Here is a 15893-nt window from a genome sequence, read left to right as displayed (position 1 = left end):
TTCGACAGGCGACGGCGTGTAGCCGGGCGAGTCCGAGGGCTCGTAGCCCCCGAACCCGCTCAGCGCCTGTTTGTCCTCATAGCCCGGGGAGTCCCCGCGCTTTTTGCCGAACATTACGAGCGGACGAGCTTGACCAGGTGCTCCACGACCGCGTCGACGGCGATCTCTTCGCGGTCTCCGGTGCGGCGGTCCTTGACCTCGACGACACCGTTCGCCAGACCGCGGCCGACCACCAGGATGGTCGGCACGCCGACGAGTTCGGCGTCCGCGAACTTCACGCCCGGGGAGGCCTTGCGGTCGTCGAGGACGACCTCGATCCCGGCGGCGTCCAGTTCGGCGGCGAGCTTCTCCGCGCCGGCGGCGATCGTCTCGTCCTTGCCCGCGATGACGACGTGCACGTCGAACGGCGAGACCTCGCGCGGCCAGATGATGCCGAGATCGTCGTGGTTCTGCTCGGCGAGCACGCCGACCAGCCGCGAGACGCCGACACCGTAGGAACCCATGGTGATGCGGATGGGCTTGGAGTCCGGGCCCAGCGCGTCCAGCGAGAACGCGTCGGCGTACTTGCGGCCCAGCTGGAAGATGTGCCCGATCTCGATGCCGCGCGCGGCGACCAGGGTGCCCTTGCCGTCGGGCGAGGCGTCGCCTTCGCGGACCTCGGCGGCCTCGATGACGCCGTCACCGGTGAAGTCGCGGCCCGCGACCAGGTCGACCACGTGGTGGTCGCGCTCGTCGGCGCCGGTGACCCAGGCGGTGCCTTCGACGACACGCGGGTCGAGCAGGTAGCGGACGCCGTTGTCCTTCAGCGCCTTCGGGCCGATGTAGCCCTTGACGAGGAAGGGGTTCTTCTTGAAGTCGGCCTCTTCGAGCAGTTCGAACTCGGCGGGCTCGAGCGAGGCTTCGAGGCGCTTCGTGTCGACCTCGCGGTCGCCCGGGAGGCCGATGGCCAGCAGCTCCCACTCCTTCGCGCCCGGCTGGCGGGTCTTGACCAGGACGTTCTTGAGCGTGTCCGCCGCGGTGAAGGTGCGGCCGAGGTCCGCGTCGTTCAGGAACGCGACCAGCGACTCGATGGTCGGCGTGTTCGGCGTGTGGTGGGTCTTCGCCTCGGGCAGGCCCTCGATCGGCTTGGCCTCGGGAGCGGGCGTGGTGACCGCTTCGACGTTGGCCGCGTAACCCGATTCGGTGCTGCGGACGTAGGTGTCCTCACCGGTCTCGGCGACGGCGAGGAACTCCTCGGAGGCCGAGCCGCCCATCGCGCCCGAAGTCGCCTTCACGACGACGTATTCGATGCCGAGACGGTCGAACAGCTTGGTGTACGCCTGACGGTGCAGCTCGTACGACTTCGCGAGGCCCTCGTCGTCGAGGTCGAAGGAGTAGGAGTCCTTCATGACGAACTCGCGGCCGCGCAGGATGCCGGCGCGGGGACGCGCTTCGTCGCGGTACTTGGTCTGGATTTGGTACAGGACGACGGGATAGTCCTTGTACGAGTTGAATTCACCCTTCACGGTGAGCGCGAAGAGTTCTTCGTGCGTCGGGCCGAGGAGGTAGTCGGCGCCCTTGCGGTCCTTGAGACGGAACAGCGCGTCGCCGTACTCGGTCCAGCGGCCGGTGGCCTCGTAGGGCTCCTTCGGCAGCAGCGCGGGGAACTGGATCTCCTGCGCACCGAAGGCGTTCATCTCTTCGCGGACGACGTTCTCGATCCGGCGCAGCACCCGCAGGCCCAGCGGCAGCCAGGAGTAACCGCCCGGGGCGACCCGGCGGACGTAGCCGGCGCGTACCAGGAGCCGGTGGCTCGGTACCTCGGCGTCCGCCGGATCCTCACGCAGGGTGCGAAGGAACAACGACGACATCCTGGTGATCACTTCTGGGCTCCTCGCTGGAATTACGTGCTGAGACGTTCTGCGCAGCGTAGTCACCCCTCCCCTGGGCTCTTCAACCGGTTATCGCAGGCGCTCGGATTTGTCGGTGGGTGCCGCTAGCGTGCCGCCATGGGTATCGAACTGGGCATGATCACGATCGACTGCGCGGATCCGCGCGGGCTCGCGGCGTTCTGGACGAAGGCGCTCGGGGTCGAGGTGGACCAGGACCACGACGGCGAGTTCCTGATCCTGCACCCCAAGGTGGAGAACGGGCCGGTGTTCGCGTTCCAGCGCGTGCCGGAGCCGCGGGTGGGCAAGAACCGGGTCCACATGGACTTCGGCGCCGAGGACAGAGAGAAGGAGGTGGAGCGCCTGACCGGACTGGGTGCGAAGCAGGTGGACGAGCAGAAGATGCCGGGTATCGCCTGGACGGTGCTGGCCGATCCCGAAGGCAACGAATTCTGCGTCGCGACCCACGGGTAGTGAGGGCGGTCCCGATGGTCAGAATGGCGGTATGACGGAGCGAGCCATCCTTCCCTGGGCCGACATCGAGCTACCGGAAGGCCTGGGTGTCCGGCTGTACGACGGCATCGGACCGCTGCCGGAGGGCGGCCTCGACGACGTCGAGGTCTACGTGCTGCCGTACGACACCGGGGCGGAGCCGACGAAGCTGATCGACAGGCTGCCGTCGCTGAAGCTCGTGCAGTCGCTTTCGGCCGGGGTGGAGGGGCTGGTCCCGCTGGTGCCGGCGGGGGTGAAGCTGGCCAACGGCCGCGGCCTGCACGACCTCAGCGTGGCCGAGCACACGCTGGCGCTGATCCACGCGTCGCAGCGGGATCTGCCGCGCTGGTTCGCGCAGCAGGCGACGGGCTCGTGGGCTCGCGAACACACGCGTTCGCTGGCCGACAGCCGGGTGCTGCTGGTCGGCCACGGCTCGATCGGCCAGGCCATCGAGCGACAGCTGATCGCGGCCGAAGCGGTCGTGACCAGGGTGGCGAGCACGGCGCGTCCCGCGGAGCGGGTCCACGGCGTCGGCGAACTGGCGGCGCTGCTGCCGTCCGCCGACATCGTGGTCCTGATCCTGCCCGAGACGCCCGCGACCACGGGACTGTTCGGCACCGCGGAACTCGCCGCGCTGCCGGACGGAGCCCTGGTGGTGAACGTCGGGCGGGGCTCGGCGATCGACACCGCGGCGCTCACCGCCGAGACCGTCACCGGGCGCTTGCGCGCGGCACTGGACGTCGTCGATCCGGAGCCGCTGCCCGCAGGGCATCCACTGTGGACGGCGCCGGGGGTCGTCATCACGCCGCATATCGCGGGCGGGTCGGCGTCGTTCTACCCGCGCGCGAAGCGGCTGGTGGCCGAGCAGCTGCGCCGGTACGTCGCCGGGGAAGAGCCGCTGAACGTGGTCGGCTGAAGGACGCTTTCCCCGCGTCTCACGCGGTGAAGGGCGCTTTGGCCGCATGGCATGCGGGGAAAGCGTCCTTCAGCCCGGTCGGACCGAGCGTCTAGGGCCAGTGGGTGCGGTAGGCGAGCCAGTCGCGCATGGCCGCGGCGAGCCGGCGCTGCGCCGCGCGGACCCCGGTCGTCGCGGGTGGTTCCGGAAGTCGGCTCGCGCGTTCGGTGTGCCCGGCCAAGGCGACGCCGAACGCGGTGACCGCCCACACCGGGACGCCGGACAGCACGGGGCGCCGCCGCAGCAGGCGGTCGACGTCGGCGGGCTCGTGCCCGGCGTCGAGCAGATACGGCACGAGCGCGACCAGGTCGAGCCAGCCCGCGCCTCTCGCCGGATAACGCCAGTTGGTGACGAGCACCCGGCCCGGTCCGGTCCGCACCAGGTATTCGGGCTGGATGTCGTTGTGCAGCAACGTGTCCCCTGCCGACCAGGGATGCCATGACGTCTCCAGCTGGACGAGCCTGTCGAGGTTGCGGACGGCCCAGCCGTCGAGATCGCCGGGCGGCTCCTTCGCCAGTTCGTGCCAGCCGCGCAGGAGCGGGCCGAGATCGTCGAGGGCGTCCGGGACATCGGGCAGCGGGCACGGCGTGAGCGTGCGCCCGAGTGCGCCGAAGGTGGCCAGGACCGCGGAGAGGTCCGGCGACCCCGGGCGCAGGTTCGGCCTGGTGCCGTCGAAGTCGGCGAACGCGAGCACCAGCCACTCGCCGTCCACAAAGGACAGCAGCTTCGGCGTGGGCGCCTCCGGCGGCAACCGTCGCGCGATGGCGGCCTCCGTCCGGTAGCCGCCCGCGCGCGGGCTGTTCGCCGGGATCGCCTTCAGGAAGACCCAGCGATGACCGCGGTCGAGCTCGAGCCTCGCGGAGACACCGCCGTCGAATTCCGGGGTCTGCCACAGCGAACGGCGGACTACCGACCCGAGCTCACGCTCCACGGTGTCACGCGTCGCCGAAGGCAGGTCATGCCAGCCGAGGCGTGCGGAAACCGGCAACGCCCTACCACCCCCAGCGATCTCTCCGAGAAGATCGACTGTACCCAAATCCACCCTTTCGGGTGACAACCGGTCAGGTCGGAACGGGCTTCACGTACCCGGCCCAGCGCTGATGCTCGCTGAAGCCGACACGTTCGTAGACACCGAGGGCGCGGTGGCTGTTGTCCTGATCCACGTTGAGCGAAGCCCGCTGGAAGCCCTTCGCCTTGGCCTGGATGATCGTGTGCCCGAGCAGCGCGCCCGCGATGCCGCGCCCGCGAAGGGCCGCGTCCGTCGCGACGTGACTGACATACAGGTCCTTCACACCCGTGGCGGCCTCGTCGGAGGCGAAGAACGCGCTCAGCACCATCGCGACCACTCGGTCACGCTCCGGGCTCAGCAGCAGGAACGACAGGTCCGGCTGGAAATCCTTCCCGCCGACCACCAGATGCCGCCACGCCTCCGGAGACTGCTCCGTGCTCCCCCAGTGGTCCGCGAAGGTCTCGTTGCGGGACCGAAGGGTGAAGGCTTCGTACTTGTCCTCGTACGTGACGAGCGGGAACTCTTCGGGCAGCGGCTTGACCGGCGGGATCGCGTCGAGGTCGGCGCGCATGTCGACGAACCACCGGGCGTGCTCGTACCCGGAGTCGACGAGGACCTCGGAGAGCCAGCGCTGCTTGGTGTTGGCCGCGGCGTGCAGTTCCAGTGGCACGTCCGGGTGGGACTTCGCGTGGAGGCGCTTTCCCGCCTCCACGAACCAGCCGGTGAGGTGCGCGGCGATCGCGTCGTCGCGGTACTCGGGGTGAACGAGTGTCTCGACCCGCATCATGTGCACCGGATCCGCCGCGTCACGTTTCCTGAGCAGGCCGTAGGCGACCAGTTTGCCGCCGTCCCAGGCGCTGGTGGACGCCGTCGGCAGGTCCACCGTCGGCGAGCCGATCTCTTCGGCGAGATCCTCCGCGCTGTAGTGCTCCTCGATCGGCTCGACACGCTCCGCCTCGGCGAAGGTCTCGGCCAGTCGCGGCATGTCGTCCAGGGTCAGCGGGCGCCAGGTCAGGCTCATGCGGACGAGGCTAAGCCCGCGCCTCGGGGTGACGCACTCCATTTAGTTACGCTTCCGTGGTGCTCGTGCTGCTCCCCCCTTCCGAAACCAAGGCCGCCGGTGGCACCGGCGCGCCGCTGGACCTCGGCGCCCTGTCGTTCCCGGAACTGAATCCGACCAGGGCGAAGCTGGCCGACGCGCTCGTCGAACTGGCGGGCGATGTCCCGGCCAGTGTCGCCGCGCTCGGCATCACGCCACGGCAGGCCGACGAGGTCGCCCGCAACGCCGAGCTGTGGACCTCGCCCACGATGCCGGGGCTGCGCCGCTACACCGGGGTGCTCTACGACGCGCTCGACGTCAAGTCCTTCACCAAGGCGACGCTGGCGAAGGCCGAGAAGCGCCTCGCCGTCGCTTCGGCGCTGTTCGGGGTGGTCGCGGCGACCGACCCGATCCCCGCGTACCGGCTTTCCGGCGGGAACGCGCTGCCGTCGCTCGGGACCATCCGCAGCGTGTGGAAGCCGACGCTCGAACCGGTGCTCCAGGGCATCGAGGGGCTCGTCGTCGACCTGCGTTCCGGGACCTACTCGGCGCTGGCGAAACTCCGGCCGGACGCGGTGACCGTCCGTGTGGTGACCGAGGACGCGAAGGGCAACCGGACCACGGTGAGCCACTTCAACAAGGCGTACAAGGGACGGCTGGCCGCGGAGCTGGTGAAGTCCCGCAGCGAACCGTCCACTGTGGAACAGCTGCTGCGGGTGCTGTCCAAGGCGGGCCTCGACGTCGAGCGCACCGGTGACCACAGTCTGGAGCTGCTCACCGGAGACGGGCCGCATTAGTTCAGTACCCCTACGGGCTTCTTCCTCGATTGTTCCGCCGGTGGCACATGCGGAAAGTGATTTCCAGCCATCTGGAAAGGAACAACCGTGAACAGAAGACAACGGCTTCTGGGGATCGCCACCGCCACCCTCGGCTGCCTCTCGGTCCTCCTGCCCGCGCCTGCCGCGGCCGCGAACCTGCCAGCCGTCACCCCGACGGACCAAGCGATCGTCCCCGGTGGACTCCACACGAACTCCATCGGCGGCACCCCGGCCTCCGTCAAGGACCACCCGTTCATCATCGCGGGCCTGCGCGAAGGCGGGACGCGACCACAGGGCCAGACCTGCACCGGCTCGGTCGTCGCGCCGCGCAAGATCCTGATCGCCGCGCACTGCAAGGACGCCGCGGGCGCGAAGTCGTTCCTCTACGGGCTGGACGATCTCAACGCCGGTGGCGGAACGAAGATCGGCGTCGTCAGCTACGAGAAGCACCCGAAGTACGTCAACTTCGACCAGGGGTACGACGTCGCGGTGGTCACCACCGACGCCGACATCCCGGTGCCGGGCGGTCAGTACGCGAAGGTCGCGACGTCGGCCGACACGGACCTGAACAAGCCGGGCAAGTCCGGGCTCGGGCTCGGCTACGGCAAGAAGAACCACGACGACAGTCCCGCGAACGTCGAACTGCACAAGTTCACCCTGCCGATCGTGCAGGGCAGCAGCTGCAACGGTGTCGGCGCGGGCTTCAAAGACGCGACGATGATCTGCAGCGGCTACAGCGACGGCCACGTCACGATCCTGCCGGGCGACAGCGGCGGGCCGCTGGTCGTGGACGGCAAGATCGTCGGCGTCGCGTCGTGGAGCCGCAGCGACTTCAAGTGGTACAGCGTGTACGGCAGGCTCAACAACGACATGGGCGACTGGGTCAAGCAGCAGATCGGCGAGCCGAACAACCCGGAGACGTTCTCCCTCGCGGTGACGCCGTCCTCGCTCAAGGTCGAGCCGGGCAAGTACGTCTCGGCCACGGTGACCAGCAAGCCGGGCAAGAACGGCGCGGAGAAGGTCGACCTGAGCGCGTCAGGGCTTCCGGACGGCGCGAAGGCCACGTTCCAGCCCGCGTCCATCACCTCGGGCGAGTCGGCCAAGGTGAGCATCGAGGTTCCCGCCGGGACGGCCGAAAAGGACTACGCGGTCACGATCTCGGGCAAGGGAACCACCGACACGGCGACCACGAAGCTGACGCTGACCGTCGGTGAAGGCGGGCCGCAGCCCGGCAACCTCCAGGTGAGCGTGAGCCCCGGCAGCGGGACCGCCCAGCCCGGGTTCTTCAGCAACGTCACGGTTTCCGCCACCGGCGGGACCGGAACGATCACGCTGTCGGCGTCCGGACAGGGCCTGCCGTTCGCGCCGTTCTTCAACCCGAAGACGATCTCGAGCGGCGGCAGCTCGACCATGCAGGTGGTCGCGCCGTTCCAGCGCGGCACGTACCCGGTGACCGTCACCGCGACGGACTCGGCGGGCAAGACCTCGACGGCGACCTACACCCTCACCGTCCAGTAGCCCCGCTTTGCGCGTGAAGGTCCCCTTCCCCCGGCTGAGCCGGGGAAGGGGACCTTCACGCGCTAGACGTCAGCCCACGTGATGTTGTCGGGTCGTGCGCCACCTGACTTGACGAATCGGCGGACGGCTTCGCGGACCTGGTCGACCGGGATCTCGGCGACGGCGGGTATTACGCGAACATGCGCCTGCTCGTCGTACTCGACGGTCCCCGGTGCGTCTGATCCGTTCGTACTGATTGCGCTACCGCCGGTCAGGCCGATATGCGCGACGAACCCATGAGCACCGTTGACGCCTACGTCGAGGACTTCACCGGATTCCTCGTGTTCGATCGCAGCCATCCGTGGCAACTCGCCAGGGCCCTGGGCTTCGGCCATGCGAGAAAGCAGCGCGTCCGCATCGGCCGGACTGGTGAGTTCTTCCCCGTCGCGGGTGTAGTAGGCGATTACCGCCATCGTGGTGAACCCCCTCCGGTGTAGGTCTTCACGAAGCCATCCGTCCCGTACACGGTGATCGTGTAGCAAGTCAGCGACCGCTTCGATGTCGCTCAAAGGTGCCTCCCCTTCGGCTTCATGACATCAGGACCGGGCGAGCACCGCCATCGCGGCATTGTGCCCAGGAATCCCCGAGACGCCACCGCCCCGCACGGCGCCCGCACCGCAGAGCAGCACCCGTTCGTGCGCCGTCTCGACACCCCACTTCCCCACCTGAGCCGCATCGGCCGCGTAAGGCCACGACAGATCGCGATGGAAGATGTGCCCCGCGGGCAGCCCCAGTTCGGCTTCGAGATCCAGCGGTGTCTTCGCCTCGATGCACAACCGGCCGTCCGGTGAACGCAGCACACAGTCCTCGATCGGTTCGGCCAGCACACTGTCCAAAGAGGACAAAGTCGCTTGCAACGCCGCTTCACGCGCGGCGTCGTTGCGCCCCTCGAACAATCGCGCGGGCATGTGCAGGCCGAAGAGCGTCAACGTCTGCACGCCGGCGGTCTGTTCGGCCGGGCCGAGGATCGACGGGTCGGTCAGCGAGTGGCAGTAGATCTCACACGGCGGCAGCGACGGGATCTCGCCCGCGGCGGCCTCCGCGTACGCCGTCGCCAACTGCCCGTAGCTTTCGTTGACGTGGAACGTGCCCCCGAACGCCTCACGCGGGTCGACGCTCGAATCGCGTAACCGCGGCAGCCGTGAGAGCACCATGTTCACCTTGAGCTGCGCGCCTTCCGGCGCCTCCGGCGGCTCCTCGCCCAGCAACCGCGCGAGTGTCCGCGGCGCGACGTTGGCCAGCACGTGACCGCCGCGCACGGCGAACTCGTCGTCGGCGAGCCGGTAGCGCACCGAGCCGTCCGGGTCGATGGACAGCACCTCGGTGCCCGTCACGAGCCGTGCCCCGGCCGCCCGCGCGGCCGACGCGAGCGCGCCGGTCACCGCGCCCATCCCGCCCACCGGGACGTCCCAATCGCCGGTCTCGTTGCCGATCACGTGGTAGAGCAGGCAGAGGTTCTGCCGGAAATCGCCGGCGTCGGCGAAGGTCCCGATCAGCGCGTCGGTCAGGACGACACCGCGGACGATGTCGTCGCCGAACATCTCAGTGAGTGTTTCGGAGACCGGCCGTTCGAACAGCGCGTCCCAGGCTTCCGGATCGATGCCCGAGCGCAGCTCCTCCCTGGAGAGCAACGGTTCGGTCAGCGTGGGGAACGTCCGCTCCGCGACCCGGGAGGTCATCGCGTAGAACCGCCGCCACGCCTCGAAGTCCTTTGTGGACCCGGTGAGCGCGGAAAACGACGCCGCCGTGCGCCCCTCGTCGCCCGTGTCGACAAGGAGACCGCTGTCGCCGACGGGCGTGTACGACGACATCCTCCGCCGCCTGAGATCGAGTTCGAGCCCGAGGTCCGCGATGACCTTGCGCGGCAGCAGGCTCACCAGGTACGAGTACCGCGAAAGCCGGACGTCGACCCCGGCGAAGGCCCGGAAGGACACCGCCGCCCCGCCGACCTCGTCACGGCGTTCCAGCACCAGCACCGACCGGCCCGCCCTGGCCAGGTAGGCCGCCGCGACCAGGCCGTTGTGCCCGCCACCGACGATCACGGCGTCATAGGACTCCATCACAAGCCTCCCAGCGAAAACGACAGTGCGCCGCGGTCATCGTGACCGCGGCGCACCGCCGTTCGCAAGGACTCAGAAGGTGATGGAGAATCCTTCGATCGTCCCGCTGTCGAACCGGTGAACGTCACGGACCCGCAGTTTCCAGGTCCCGTTCGCCGGTTCGGACGAGGCGTTCACCGTGTACGACGTGTGCACGCCACTCGCCTCGCCGATCCCTCCCGCTGGCTTGAGCGCGAACACCGCGCCACTCGGCCCGATCAGGTCGATCGCCAGGTCACCGGTGTAGGTGTGCGCGATGTCGACCTTGACCGGCAGCGTCGCCGACGCCTTGCCGTCGCAGCCTTCCTGCGTCACCGAACTGGTCACCGCGTCACCCGCGTCCGGAATGGACACCGGTGTGGTGTTCGACTTCGCCCCGCACTTCGGGCCGGGGCCGCCACCGCCGATGAACGACACGTTCAGCAGCTTGTTCACCGTCCCGCTCGGCAGGCCCTTGAGCACACCGTCCGAGGAGTTGTTCACCAGCGCGTCCCGCGTCTGCTGCGCGGTGGCGCCGGAGTTGGCGGACAGGTACAGCGCCGCCGCGCCCGCCACGTGCGGCGTGGCCATCGAAGTGCCGCTCATGTTCGCCGAACCACCGTTGGACGTGGACAACGACGTGATGTTGTTGCCAGGGGCGAAGATGTCCACGCACGAACTGTGGTTGGAGAACGACGCCTTGTTGTCGTTCTCGTCCGAGGCGCCGACCGTGATCGCCTCGGGGATGCGGGCGGGGCTGACGTTGCAGGCGTTCTGGTTCTCGTTGCCCGCCGCCACCGCGTAGACGAAGCCCGCCGCGATGGACTTCTTGATGACGTCGTCGCCGAGCCCGACCTGGTCCATCCGCAGGCTCAGGTTCGCCACCGCCGGTTTGGTGCCGTTCGCGGTCAGCCATTCGGCCGCGTCGACGATGGCGGAGTCGGGACCGTTGCCCGAACAGTCGTTGCCCAGCACCTTCAGCCCGACGATCTTGACCTTCTTGGCCACGCCGTAGGTCTTGCTGCCGATGGTGCCCGCGGTGTGACTGCCGTGCCCGTTGCAGTCCTTCCCGTTGCCGCCCACGAAGTCCTTGCCGATGGACGCGCGGCCTTCGTACTCCGGGTTCTCCGGGTTGATGCCGGTGTCCATGTCGTACGCGGTGACGCCCTCACCCGTGTTCGGATAGGTGAAGCTCTTGTCGCGCGGCAGGTTCTTCTGGTCGATCCGGTCGAGGCCCCAGGTGGGGTTGGTCTGCGTGCCGACGGCACGCGCGGTGCCGTCCTGGTAGACCGCCTTGACCGCGGGATCGGCCGCGAGCCGCCGGGCCTGCTGCTCGGACATGCCCTTGACCGAGAAGCCGCGGAGCACGTTCTTGTACGCCGACCGGACTTCGCCGCCGTAGCGGCCGGTCAAGGAGGCCGAAGACTGCTCGACCGCCATGGTGCCGACATCGTGGAGCACCACGATGTACTGGTTCCCGTAGTGCTGGTTCGCCTGCACGACAACGCCTTCCGCCTGCGCGGCGACGGCGTTGCCTGCGGCGAGCGCGGCCAGCGCGGTGGCCGCGAAGGCCACCACACCGGCCCGCACGCCGCGGCGCATCAGAGACCTGCCACGTTCAGCAGCTTGTTGGTCGAACCGGAGCCCGGGCTCGTCACGACACCGCTGGTGGCGGCGCTCGCCAGACCGGAGGCCACGGCGGCCGGGTTGGCCGACGGGTGCGAGGTCAGGTAGATCGCGGCCGCGCCGGCGACGTGCGGGGTCGCCATCGAGGTACCGCTCATCTGCTGGGTGCCGCCACCGTTACGGGTCGAGGTGATGTTGGTGCCGGGCGCGAAGATGTCGGTGCAGCTGCCGTAGTTCGAGAACGTGGACCGGCGGTCGTCGTTCTGGGTGGCGTTGACGGTGATGGCCTCACGCACGCGGGCCGGGCTGGTGGAGCAGGCGTCCGTGTTGGAATTCCCCGAAGCCACCGTGTTGGTGATGCCCGCCGAGACCGCGCGGCGCACGGCGGAGTCCACACCGGAGTCGGCCGGTCCGCCGAGGCTCATGGTGAGCACCGACGGGCCCTTGGCGTTCTTCACGACCCAGTCGATCCCGCTGATGATCTGCGAGTACTGGCCGCTGCCCTGGCAGTTCAGCACGCGGACCGAGACGATCTTGGCGCCCTTGGCCACGCCGTAGGTGGCGCTGCCGACGGTGCCCGCGACGTGCGTGCCGTGGCCCTGACAGTCCTTGGCGTCGCTGTCGTTGTCGATGAAGTCGTAACCGCTGCTCGCACGGCCGCCGAACTCCGACTGGCGGTAGTCGACACCGGTGTCGAGGACGTAGACCGTCGCACCGGCACCGTCGTTCGGGTAGGTGTACTTCTTGTCCAGCGGCAGGTTCTTCTGGTCGATCCGGTCGAGGCCCCAGGTCGGGTTGGTCTGGGTGCCGGTCATGTGGGCGACAGCGTCCTGCTGGACGAAGTCCACGTTGGGGTCGGCGGCGAGCCGCTTGGCCTGTGCCTCGGTCATCTTCGCCGAGAAGCCGTTCAGCGCGGCGGTGTAAGTCGCCTTCACCTGGCCGCCGTACTTGGCCGCGAGGCCGGCGTCGCCGCTCTTCAGCGAGACGATGTACCCGTCAGTGACGGCTCCCGGCACACCGGCGCCGCGGATCTGCCCCTCGGCGGCCGTCGCCGATCCGGCGAAGGCCAGCGAGGCCGCTACACAGGCCCCGGTGAGCACCGCACCCGCGATCCGGTGACGTCGAAGTTCTCCACGCATTTCCTGAGCTCCGTTCACTCGAACAGGTGGTTCGCGCCGGCAGGTTTCCGGACCGGCGCCGTGACGACCAGTCACGCTTGAATCACTTTCGGGTGGTGGGACCTGCGCGAACAAGCGAGGCAACGGTCCGTAGGACTACGTATCTAATGGGGAAAATCACCATCCCTACGAAAGTTCCGTGACCGTCCGGGCGGGTTCCGTGATCGCTGAGCACGTGCCTAAGCTGCGTTCACTCGAACGGTGTGGTTCGTGAAGCGGGGGTGACCCGGCATGGTGATCGGTGGCTGCCGACGCAGGACGAGTTCGCCCGTGCTCGTCGGCCGTGATGCGGAACTGGGCGAGATCCTCGACGGCGCGATGCGCTCGCCGTCGGTGATCATGCTCGAAGGCGAAGCGGGGGTGGGCAAGACCCGGCTCGCCACCGAGCTGCTGGCCTGCCCCGAACTGGCCGGACGACCGGTCCTCACCGGAAGCTGCCAGCCGTTGCGGGAGCCCTTCCCGTACGGCGTGGTCTTCGACGCGCTGAAGGACGTCCGCCCGGCGCGCGAACTCAACCCCGTGACCGGGGTACTCGCGCCCTACCTGCCGGAACTCGCGGCCTACCTGCCCCAGCCGCCCGCCCGGCTCGCCGATCCGAGGGCCGAACGGCACCGGCTCTTCCGCGCCGTCCGGGAACTGCTCGGCGCGCTGGGCCCGCACGTCCTGCTCATCGAAGACCTCCACTGGGCGGACGACGGCTCCCGCCGCCTGCTGCGGTTCCTGATGACCGACCCGCCCCCGGGGCTGACCCTCCTGCTCACCTACCGGCGTGAGGAGACGCCCGGCGGTATCCCGCTCGGCAGCGCCTTCCGGCCCGCGCCCGGCACCGCGCACGTGCTCGTCACGCTCCGGCCGCTGGACCGCGACGGCGTCCAAGCGCTGGTGTCGGCGTTGCTCGGCGAAGCGAACGTCTCAGCCGAGTTCGCCGCGCGGCTGCACGAGCGGACCGCGGGGATCCCGTTCGTGGTCGAGGAGGTCGTGCACGCGGTCGCGGGCATCGAGGGCGCGGTGCACGCCGACGGCGCGACCGCGAGGCGCCTGCTCGACGCGGTCGAAGTCCCGGCTCTGCTGCGTGAAGCGACCGTCGAACGCCTCACCGCGCTGCCGCCCGCCGCCCGGCGGATCACCGAGGCCGCCGCCGTCCTCGGCATACCGTCCACTCCGGACCTGCTGACGGCCGCGGCCGCGCTCACCCCCGAACGCGCCCATCGCGCGCTCGTCCTCGCGCTCGAACGCAACGTCCTGGTGGAGACCGGCGAGGGCGAATACGGCTTCCGGCACGCGCTCGCCCAGCAGGCCGTCTACCGCACCATCCCCGGCCCCGACCGGCAGGAACTGCACCGGCGGGCCGCGCGGCTGCTGCGCGACCGGCTCCCGCAGTCCCTCGTGCGGCTCGCCGAACACTGCCGTAAGGCGGGCGACCGGGCCGGAGCCCTGAAGTACGGCGAAGCGGCCGCCGATCAGGCGTCGACGGTCGGCGATCTCGCCACCGCGACGGATCTGCTCCGCACCCTGCTCGACGAACCGGGACTGCAACCGTCCGATGTGGACAGACTGGCGGTCAAGTTCAGTTCGGTGGCGTGCAACGGCCTCGCCCAGACCGAGGTCGTCCCGGCGCTGGAACGGCTGCTCACCGACGGCAGGCTGTCCGGGCGCCTGAGCGGCGAGGTCCGGCTGGGGCTCGGGCTTCTGCTGGTGCGCCAGGCCGGTGGGCTGGAAGCGGCGAGGACCGAGATCGAAATCGCCGTCAACGACCTGGCCGACCGGCCTGACCTGGCCGGACGCGGGATGGGCGTCCTCGCCCAGCCCTGGGTCGGCGCGACCCCGCTGCACGAGCACCGGCGGTGGATGGACCGGGTCGACGGGCTCATCGACCGGGCGACCGACCCGGGACTGAAGATCATCCTGCTGGCCAACAACGCGGCGTCGCGGCTGCACATCGGGGACGCGCGGGGCTGGGACATGCTGGACCGGGCGCCCACCAGCGTCAGCTCACCCGACGAGCAGCGGCATCTGGCGCGGCTGCACTGCAACAGCGCCGACGCCTGCGCCTGGACGGGTCACCACCGGCGGGCCAGGAGCCTGCTGCGCAGCGGCATGCAGCTGGCCGCCGACTGCGGGGCGCCGTACGTCGTCAGCACGGCGCGCGCGACGGCGGTCCACACCGACTGGCTCACCGGGAACTGGGACGGTCTCGCCGAACGGGCCGACGCCCTGATCGACGAGTACCGCGACCTGCTGCCGGTGACCAGCGAACTGTGCCTGGTGCTGGGGCTGCTCGCCGCCGCCCGCGGCGAATGGGACGAAGCCGCGGTCCGGTTCGCCGGGACCGCGGCGGACCAGCCGGAGAACGCGTTCACGCCGGTCGCGATCGCCGCGCACGCCGGAATGGCGGGCATGCTGCTCGCGCAGGACCTCGGCGAGGCCGCCGTCACCCAGGCGGAGAAGGGACTGGAACTCTTGCGCGCCAAGGGTGTCTGGGCCTGGGGTGCCGATCTGGTGATGGCCGCCGTCGACGCGTACTGCGCCACCGGGCAGGATGCCGCGGCGCAAGCGCTGACCGACGAGTTCGAACGCGAGATCGGCGACCTCGACGCGCCGTCGACCCGTGCCGCGCTGGCCGCGAACCGCGGGCTCGTCGCGGCGTCGCGAGGGGACCACGCGGAGGCGATCAAGGCCTTCGAGCAGGCACGGGCGCGGTTCGACGCCCTCCCCGCGCCGTACCACGCGGCGCTGATCGCCGAACGGGCCACGCGGTGTCGCCTGGCCATGAACGAGGACGTCGCGGAGACGTTCGCCGCGCTCGCCGAAGCGTTCGACCACCTCGGCGCCACGCGTGACGCCGCACGCTGCCGTCACGCGTTCCGGTCCACCGGCGCCGTCGCCCCCTCGCGGCGTGGGCGCCGGGGTTACGGCGACGAACTGTCCCCGCGCGAGCGCGATGTCGCCAGGCTGCTGGCCGCCGGGCACACCAACCGGGAGATCGCCGAGGTGCTGTTCCTGTCCCGGCGCACGGTGGAACAGCACGTCGCGAGCGTTTTGCGGAAGCTGAAGGTGCGGTCGCGGAGCGAGCTGGCGGGGCTGCGGTCGGCTTAGGGATCAGTTCGGTTGAGGGCGCCTGGCGGGGTCGGAGAGCGAGGCCGGCGGCGGGGTGAGTGGCGAAGCGGCCGTGTCGCGAAAGCCACTTTCGGGACACCAGACGTCGCGAAAGCCGCCTCCGTGCCTAGTGCGTATCGCTACTTGGCAGTATCGACCCGATGAGCACCGAATCTG

12 protein-coding genes are annotated in these 15893 nt (G+C 69.6%); 5 read left to right on the top strand and 7 right to left on the bottom strand.

All coding sequences use genetic code 11. The annotated features are described in order from the left end of the window. Positions 1-113: 113 nt before the first annotated feature. Positions 114-1862 carry a proline--tRNA ligase gene (locus tag ACLJRM_RS10125; protein WP_101609580.1) on the bottom strand — a complete coding sequence of 583 codons (1749 nt, stop codon included), beginning with the start codon at positions 1860-1862 and terminating at the stop codon, positions 114-116. A gap of 126 nt (positions 1863-1988) precedes the next feature. Here ACLJRM_RS10125 and ACLJRM_RS10120 point away from each other — a divergent pair, with 126 nt between their 5' ends. Together ACLJRM_RS10120 and ACLJRM_RS10115 are read left to right on the top strand one after the other, a co-directional pair. After that, positions 1989-2342, top strand: a complete 354-nt coding sequence (locus ACLJRM_RS10120; protein ID WP_101609581.1) for a VOC family protein — start codon at positions 1989-1991, stop codon at positions 2340-2342. A gap of 31 nt (positions 2343-2373) precedes the next feature. After that, positions 2374-3276 carry a 2-hydroxyacid dehydrogenase gene (locus tag ACLJRM_RS10115; RefSeq protein ID WP_410662868.1) on the top strand — a complete coding sequence of 301 codons (903 nt, stop codon included), beginning with the start codon at positions 2374-2376 and terminating at the stop codon, positions 3274-3276. A 91-nt stretch (positions 3277-3367) separates the two neighbouring features. On the opposite strand, the gene ACLJRM_RS10110 is transcribed toward ACLJRM_RS10115, so the two are convergent. Beyond that, entirely contained in the window at positions 3368-4303 is a 936-nt protein-coding gene (locus ACLJRM_RS10110; RefSeq protein ID WP_101609583.1) for an aminoglycoside phosphotransferase, read from the bottom strand. Positions 4304-4376: 73 nt separating this feature from the next. Further along, positions 4377-5345, bottom strand: coding sequence for a GNAT family N-acetyltransferase (locus ACLJRM_RS10105; RefSeq protein ID WP_410662867.1), 969 nt, complete (start codon positions 5343-5345; stop codon positions 4377-4379). Between the two features lie 59 nt (positions 5346-5404). Between ACLJRM_RS10105 and yaaA the strand changes: the two genes are divergently transcribed. Then, entirely contained in the window at positions 5405-6160 is a 756-nt protein-coding gene (yaaA, locus tag ACLJRM_RS10100; protein WP_410662866.1) for a peroxide stress protein YaaA, read from the top strand. An 87-nt stretch (positions 6161-6247) separates the two neighbouring features. Then, positions 6248-7699, top strand: a complete 1452-nt coding sequence (locus tag ACLJRM_RS10095) for a trypsin-like serine protease (protein ID WP_101609585.1) — start codon at positions 6248-6250, stop codon at positions 7697-7699. A gap of 62 nt (positions 7700-7761) precedes the next feature. Here ACLJRM_RS10095 and ACLJRM_RS10090 read toward each other — a convergent pair whose 3' ends face one another. The 4 genes from ACLJRM_RS10090 to ACLJRM_RS10075 all read right to left on the bottom strand — a co-directional run bounded on the left by ACLJRM_RS10090 (position 7762) and on the right by ACLJRM_RS10075 (position 12581). Next, a complete protein-coding gene (locus ACLJRM_RS10090) occupies positions 7762-8151 on the bottom strand; it encodes an Imm1 family immunity protein (protein WP_410662865.1) in 390 nt (129 codons plus the stop codon). Positions 8152-8274: 123 nt separating this feature from the next. After that, positions 8275-9798, bottom strand: coding sequence for a phytoene desaturase family protein (locus ACLJRM_RS10085; protein ID WP_410662864.1), 1524 nt, complete (start codon positions 9796-9798; stop codon positions 8275-8277). Positions 9799-9870: 72 nt separating this feature from the next. After that, positions 9871-11418, bottom strand: a complete 1548-nt coding sequence (locus ACLJRM_RS10080) for a S8 family serine peptidase (RefSeq protein WP_410662863.1) — start codon at positions 11416-11418, stop codon at positions 9871-9873. Then, positions 11418-12581 carry a S8 family peptidase gene (locus ACLJRM_RS10075; protein ID WP_101609588.1) on the bottom strand — a complete coding sequence of 388 codons (1164 nt, stop codon included), beginning with the start codon at positions 12579-12581 and terminating at the stop codon, positions 11418-11420. The genes ACLJRM_RS10080 and ACLJRM_RS10075 overlap by 1 nt, the downstream gene beginning before the upstream one ends. A gap of 309 nt (positions 12582-12890) precedes the next feature. On the opposite strand from ACLJRM_RS10075, the gene ACLJRM_RS10070 reads away from it, so the two are divergent. Further along, entirely contained in the window at positions 12891-15716 is a 2826-nt protein-coding gene (locus tag ACLJRM_RS10070; RefSeq protein ID WP_101609589.1) for an ATP-binding protein, read from the top strand. The last annotated feature ends 177 nt before the right edge of the window (positions 15717-15893 follow it).

Origin of the sequence: Amycolatopsis sp. lyj-84 (assembly GCF_046549075.1) — a bacterium.
Taxonomy (GTDB): domain Bacteria; phylum Actinomycetota; class Actinomycetes; order Mycobacteriales; family Pseudonocardiaceae; genus Amycolatopsis.
The sequence above is the reverse complement of the archived record's forward strand: the minus strand, read 5'-3'. Positions and strand labels throughout refer to the sequence as shown.

Excerpts from the sequence above, each read along its gene's own strand:
- ACLJRM_RS10080 (WP_410662863.1), bottom strand. The coding sequence starts at position 11,418 with ATGCGCCGCGGCGTGCGGGCCGGTGTGGTGGCCTTCGCGGCCACCGCG.
- ACLJRM_RS10115 (WP_410662868.1), top strand. The coding sequence starts at position 2,374 with ATGACGGAGCGAGCCATCCTTCCCTGGGCCGACATCGAGCTACCGGAA.
- ACLJRM_RS10075 (WP_101609588.1), bottom strand. The coding sequence starts at position 12,581 with ATGCGTGGAGAACTTCGACGTCACCGGATCGCGGGTGCGGTGCTCACC.
- ACLJRM_RS10120 (WP_101609581.1), top strand. The coding sequence starts at position 1,989 with ATGGGTATCGAACTGGGCATGATCACGATCGACTGCGCGGATCCGCGC.
- ACLJRM_RS10090 (WP_410662865.1), bottom strand. The coding sequence starts at position 8,151 with ATGGCGGTAATCGCCTACTACACCCGCGACGGGGAAGAACTCACCAGT.
- ACLJRM_RS10105 (WP_410662867.1), bottom strand. The coding sequence starts at position 5,345 with ATGAGCCTGACCTGGCGCCCGCTGACCCTGGACGACATGCCGCGACTG.
- ACLJRM_RS10085 (WP_410662864.1), bottom strand. The coding sequence starts at position 9,798 with ATGGAGTCCTATGACGCCGTGATCGTCGGTGGCGGGCACAACGGCCTG.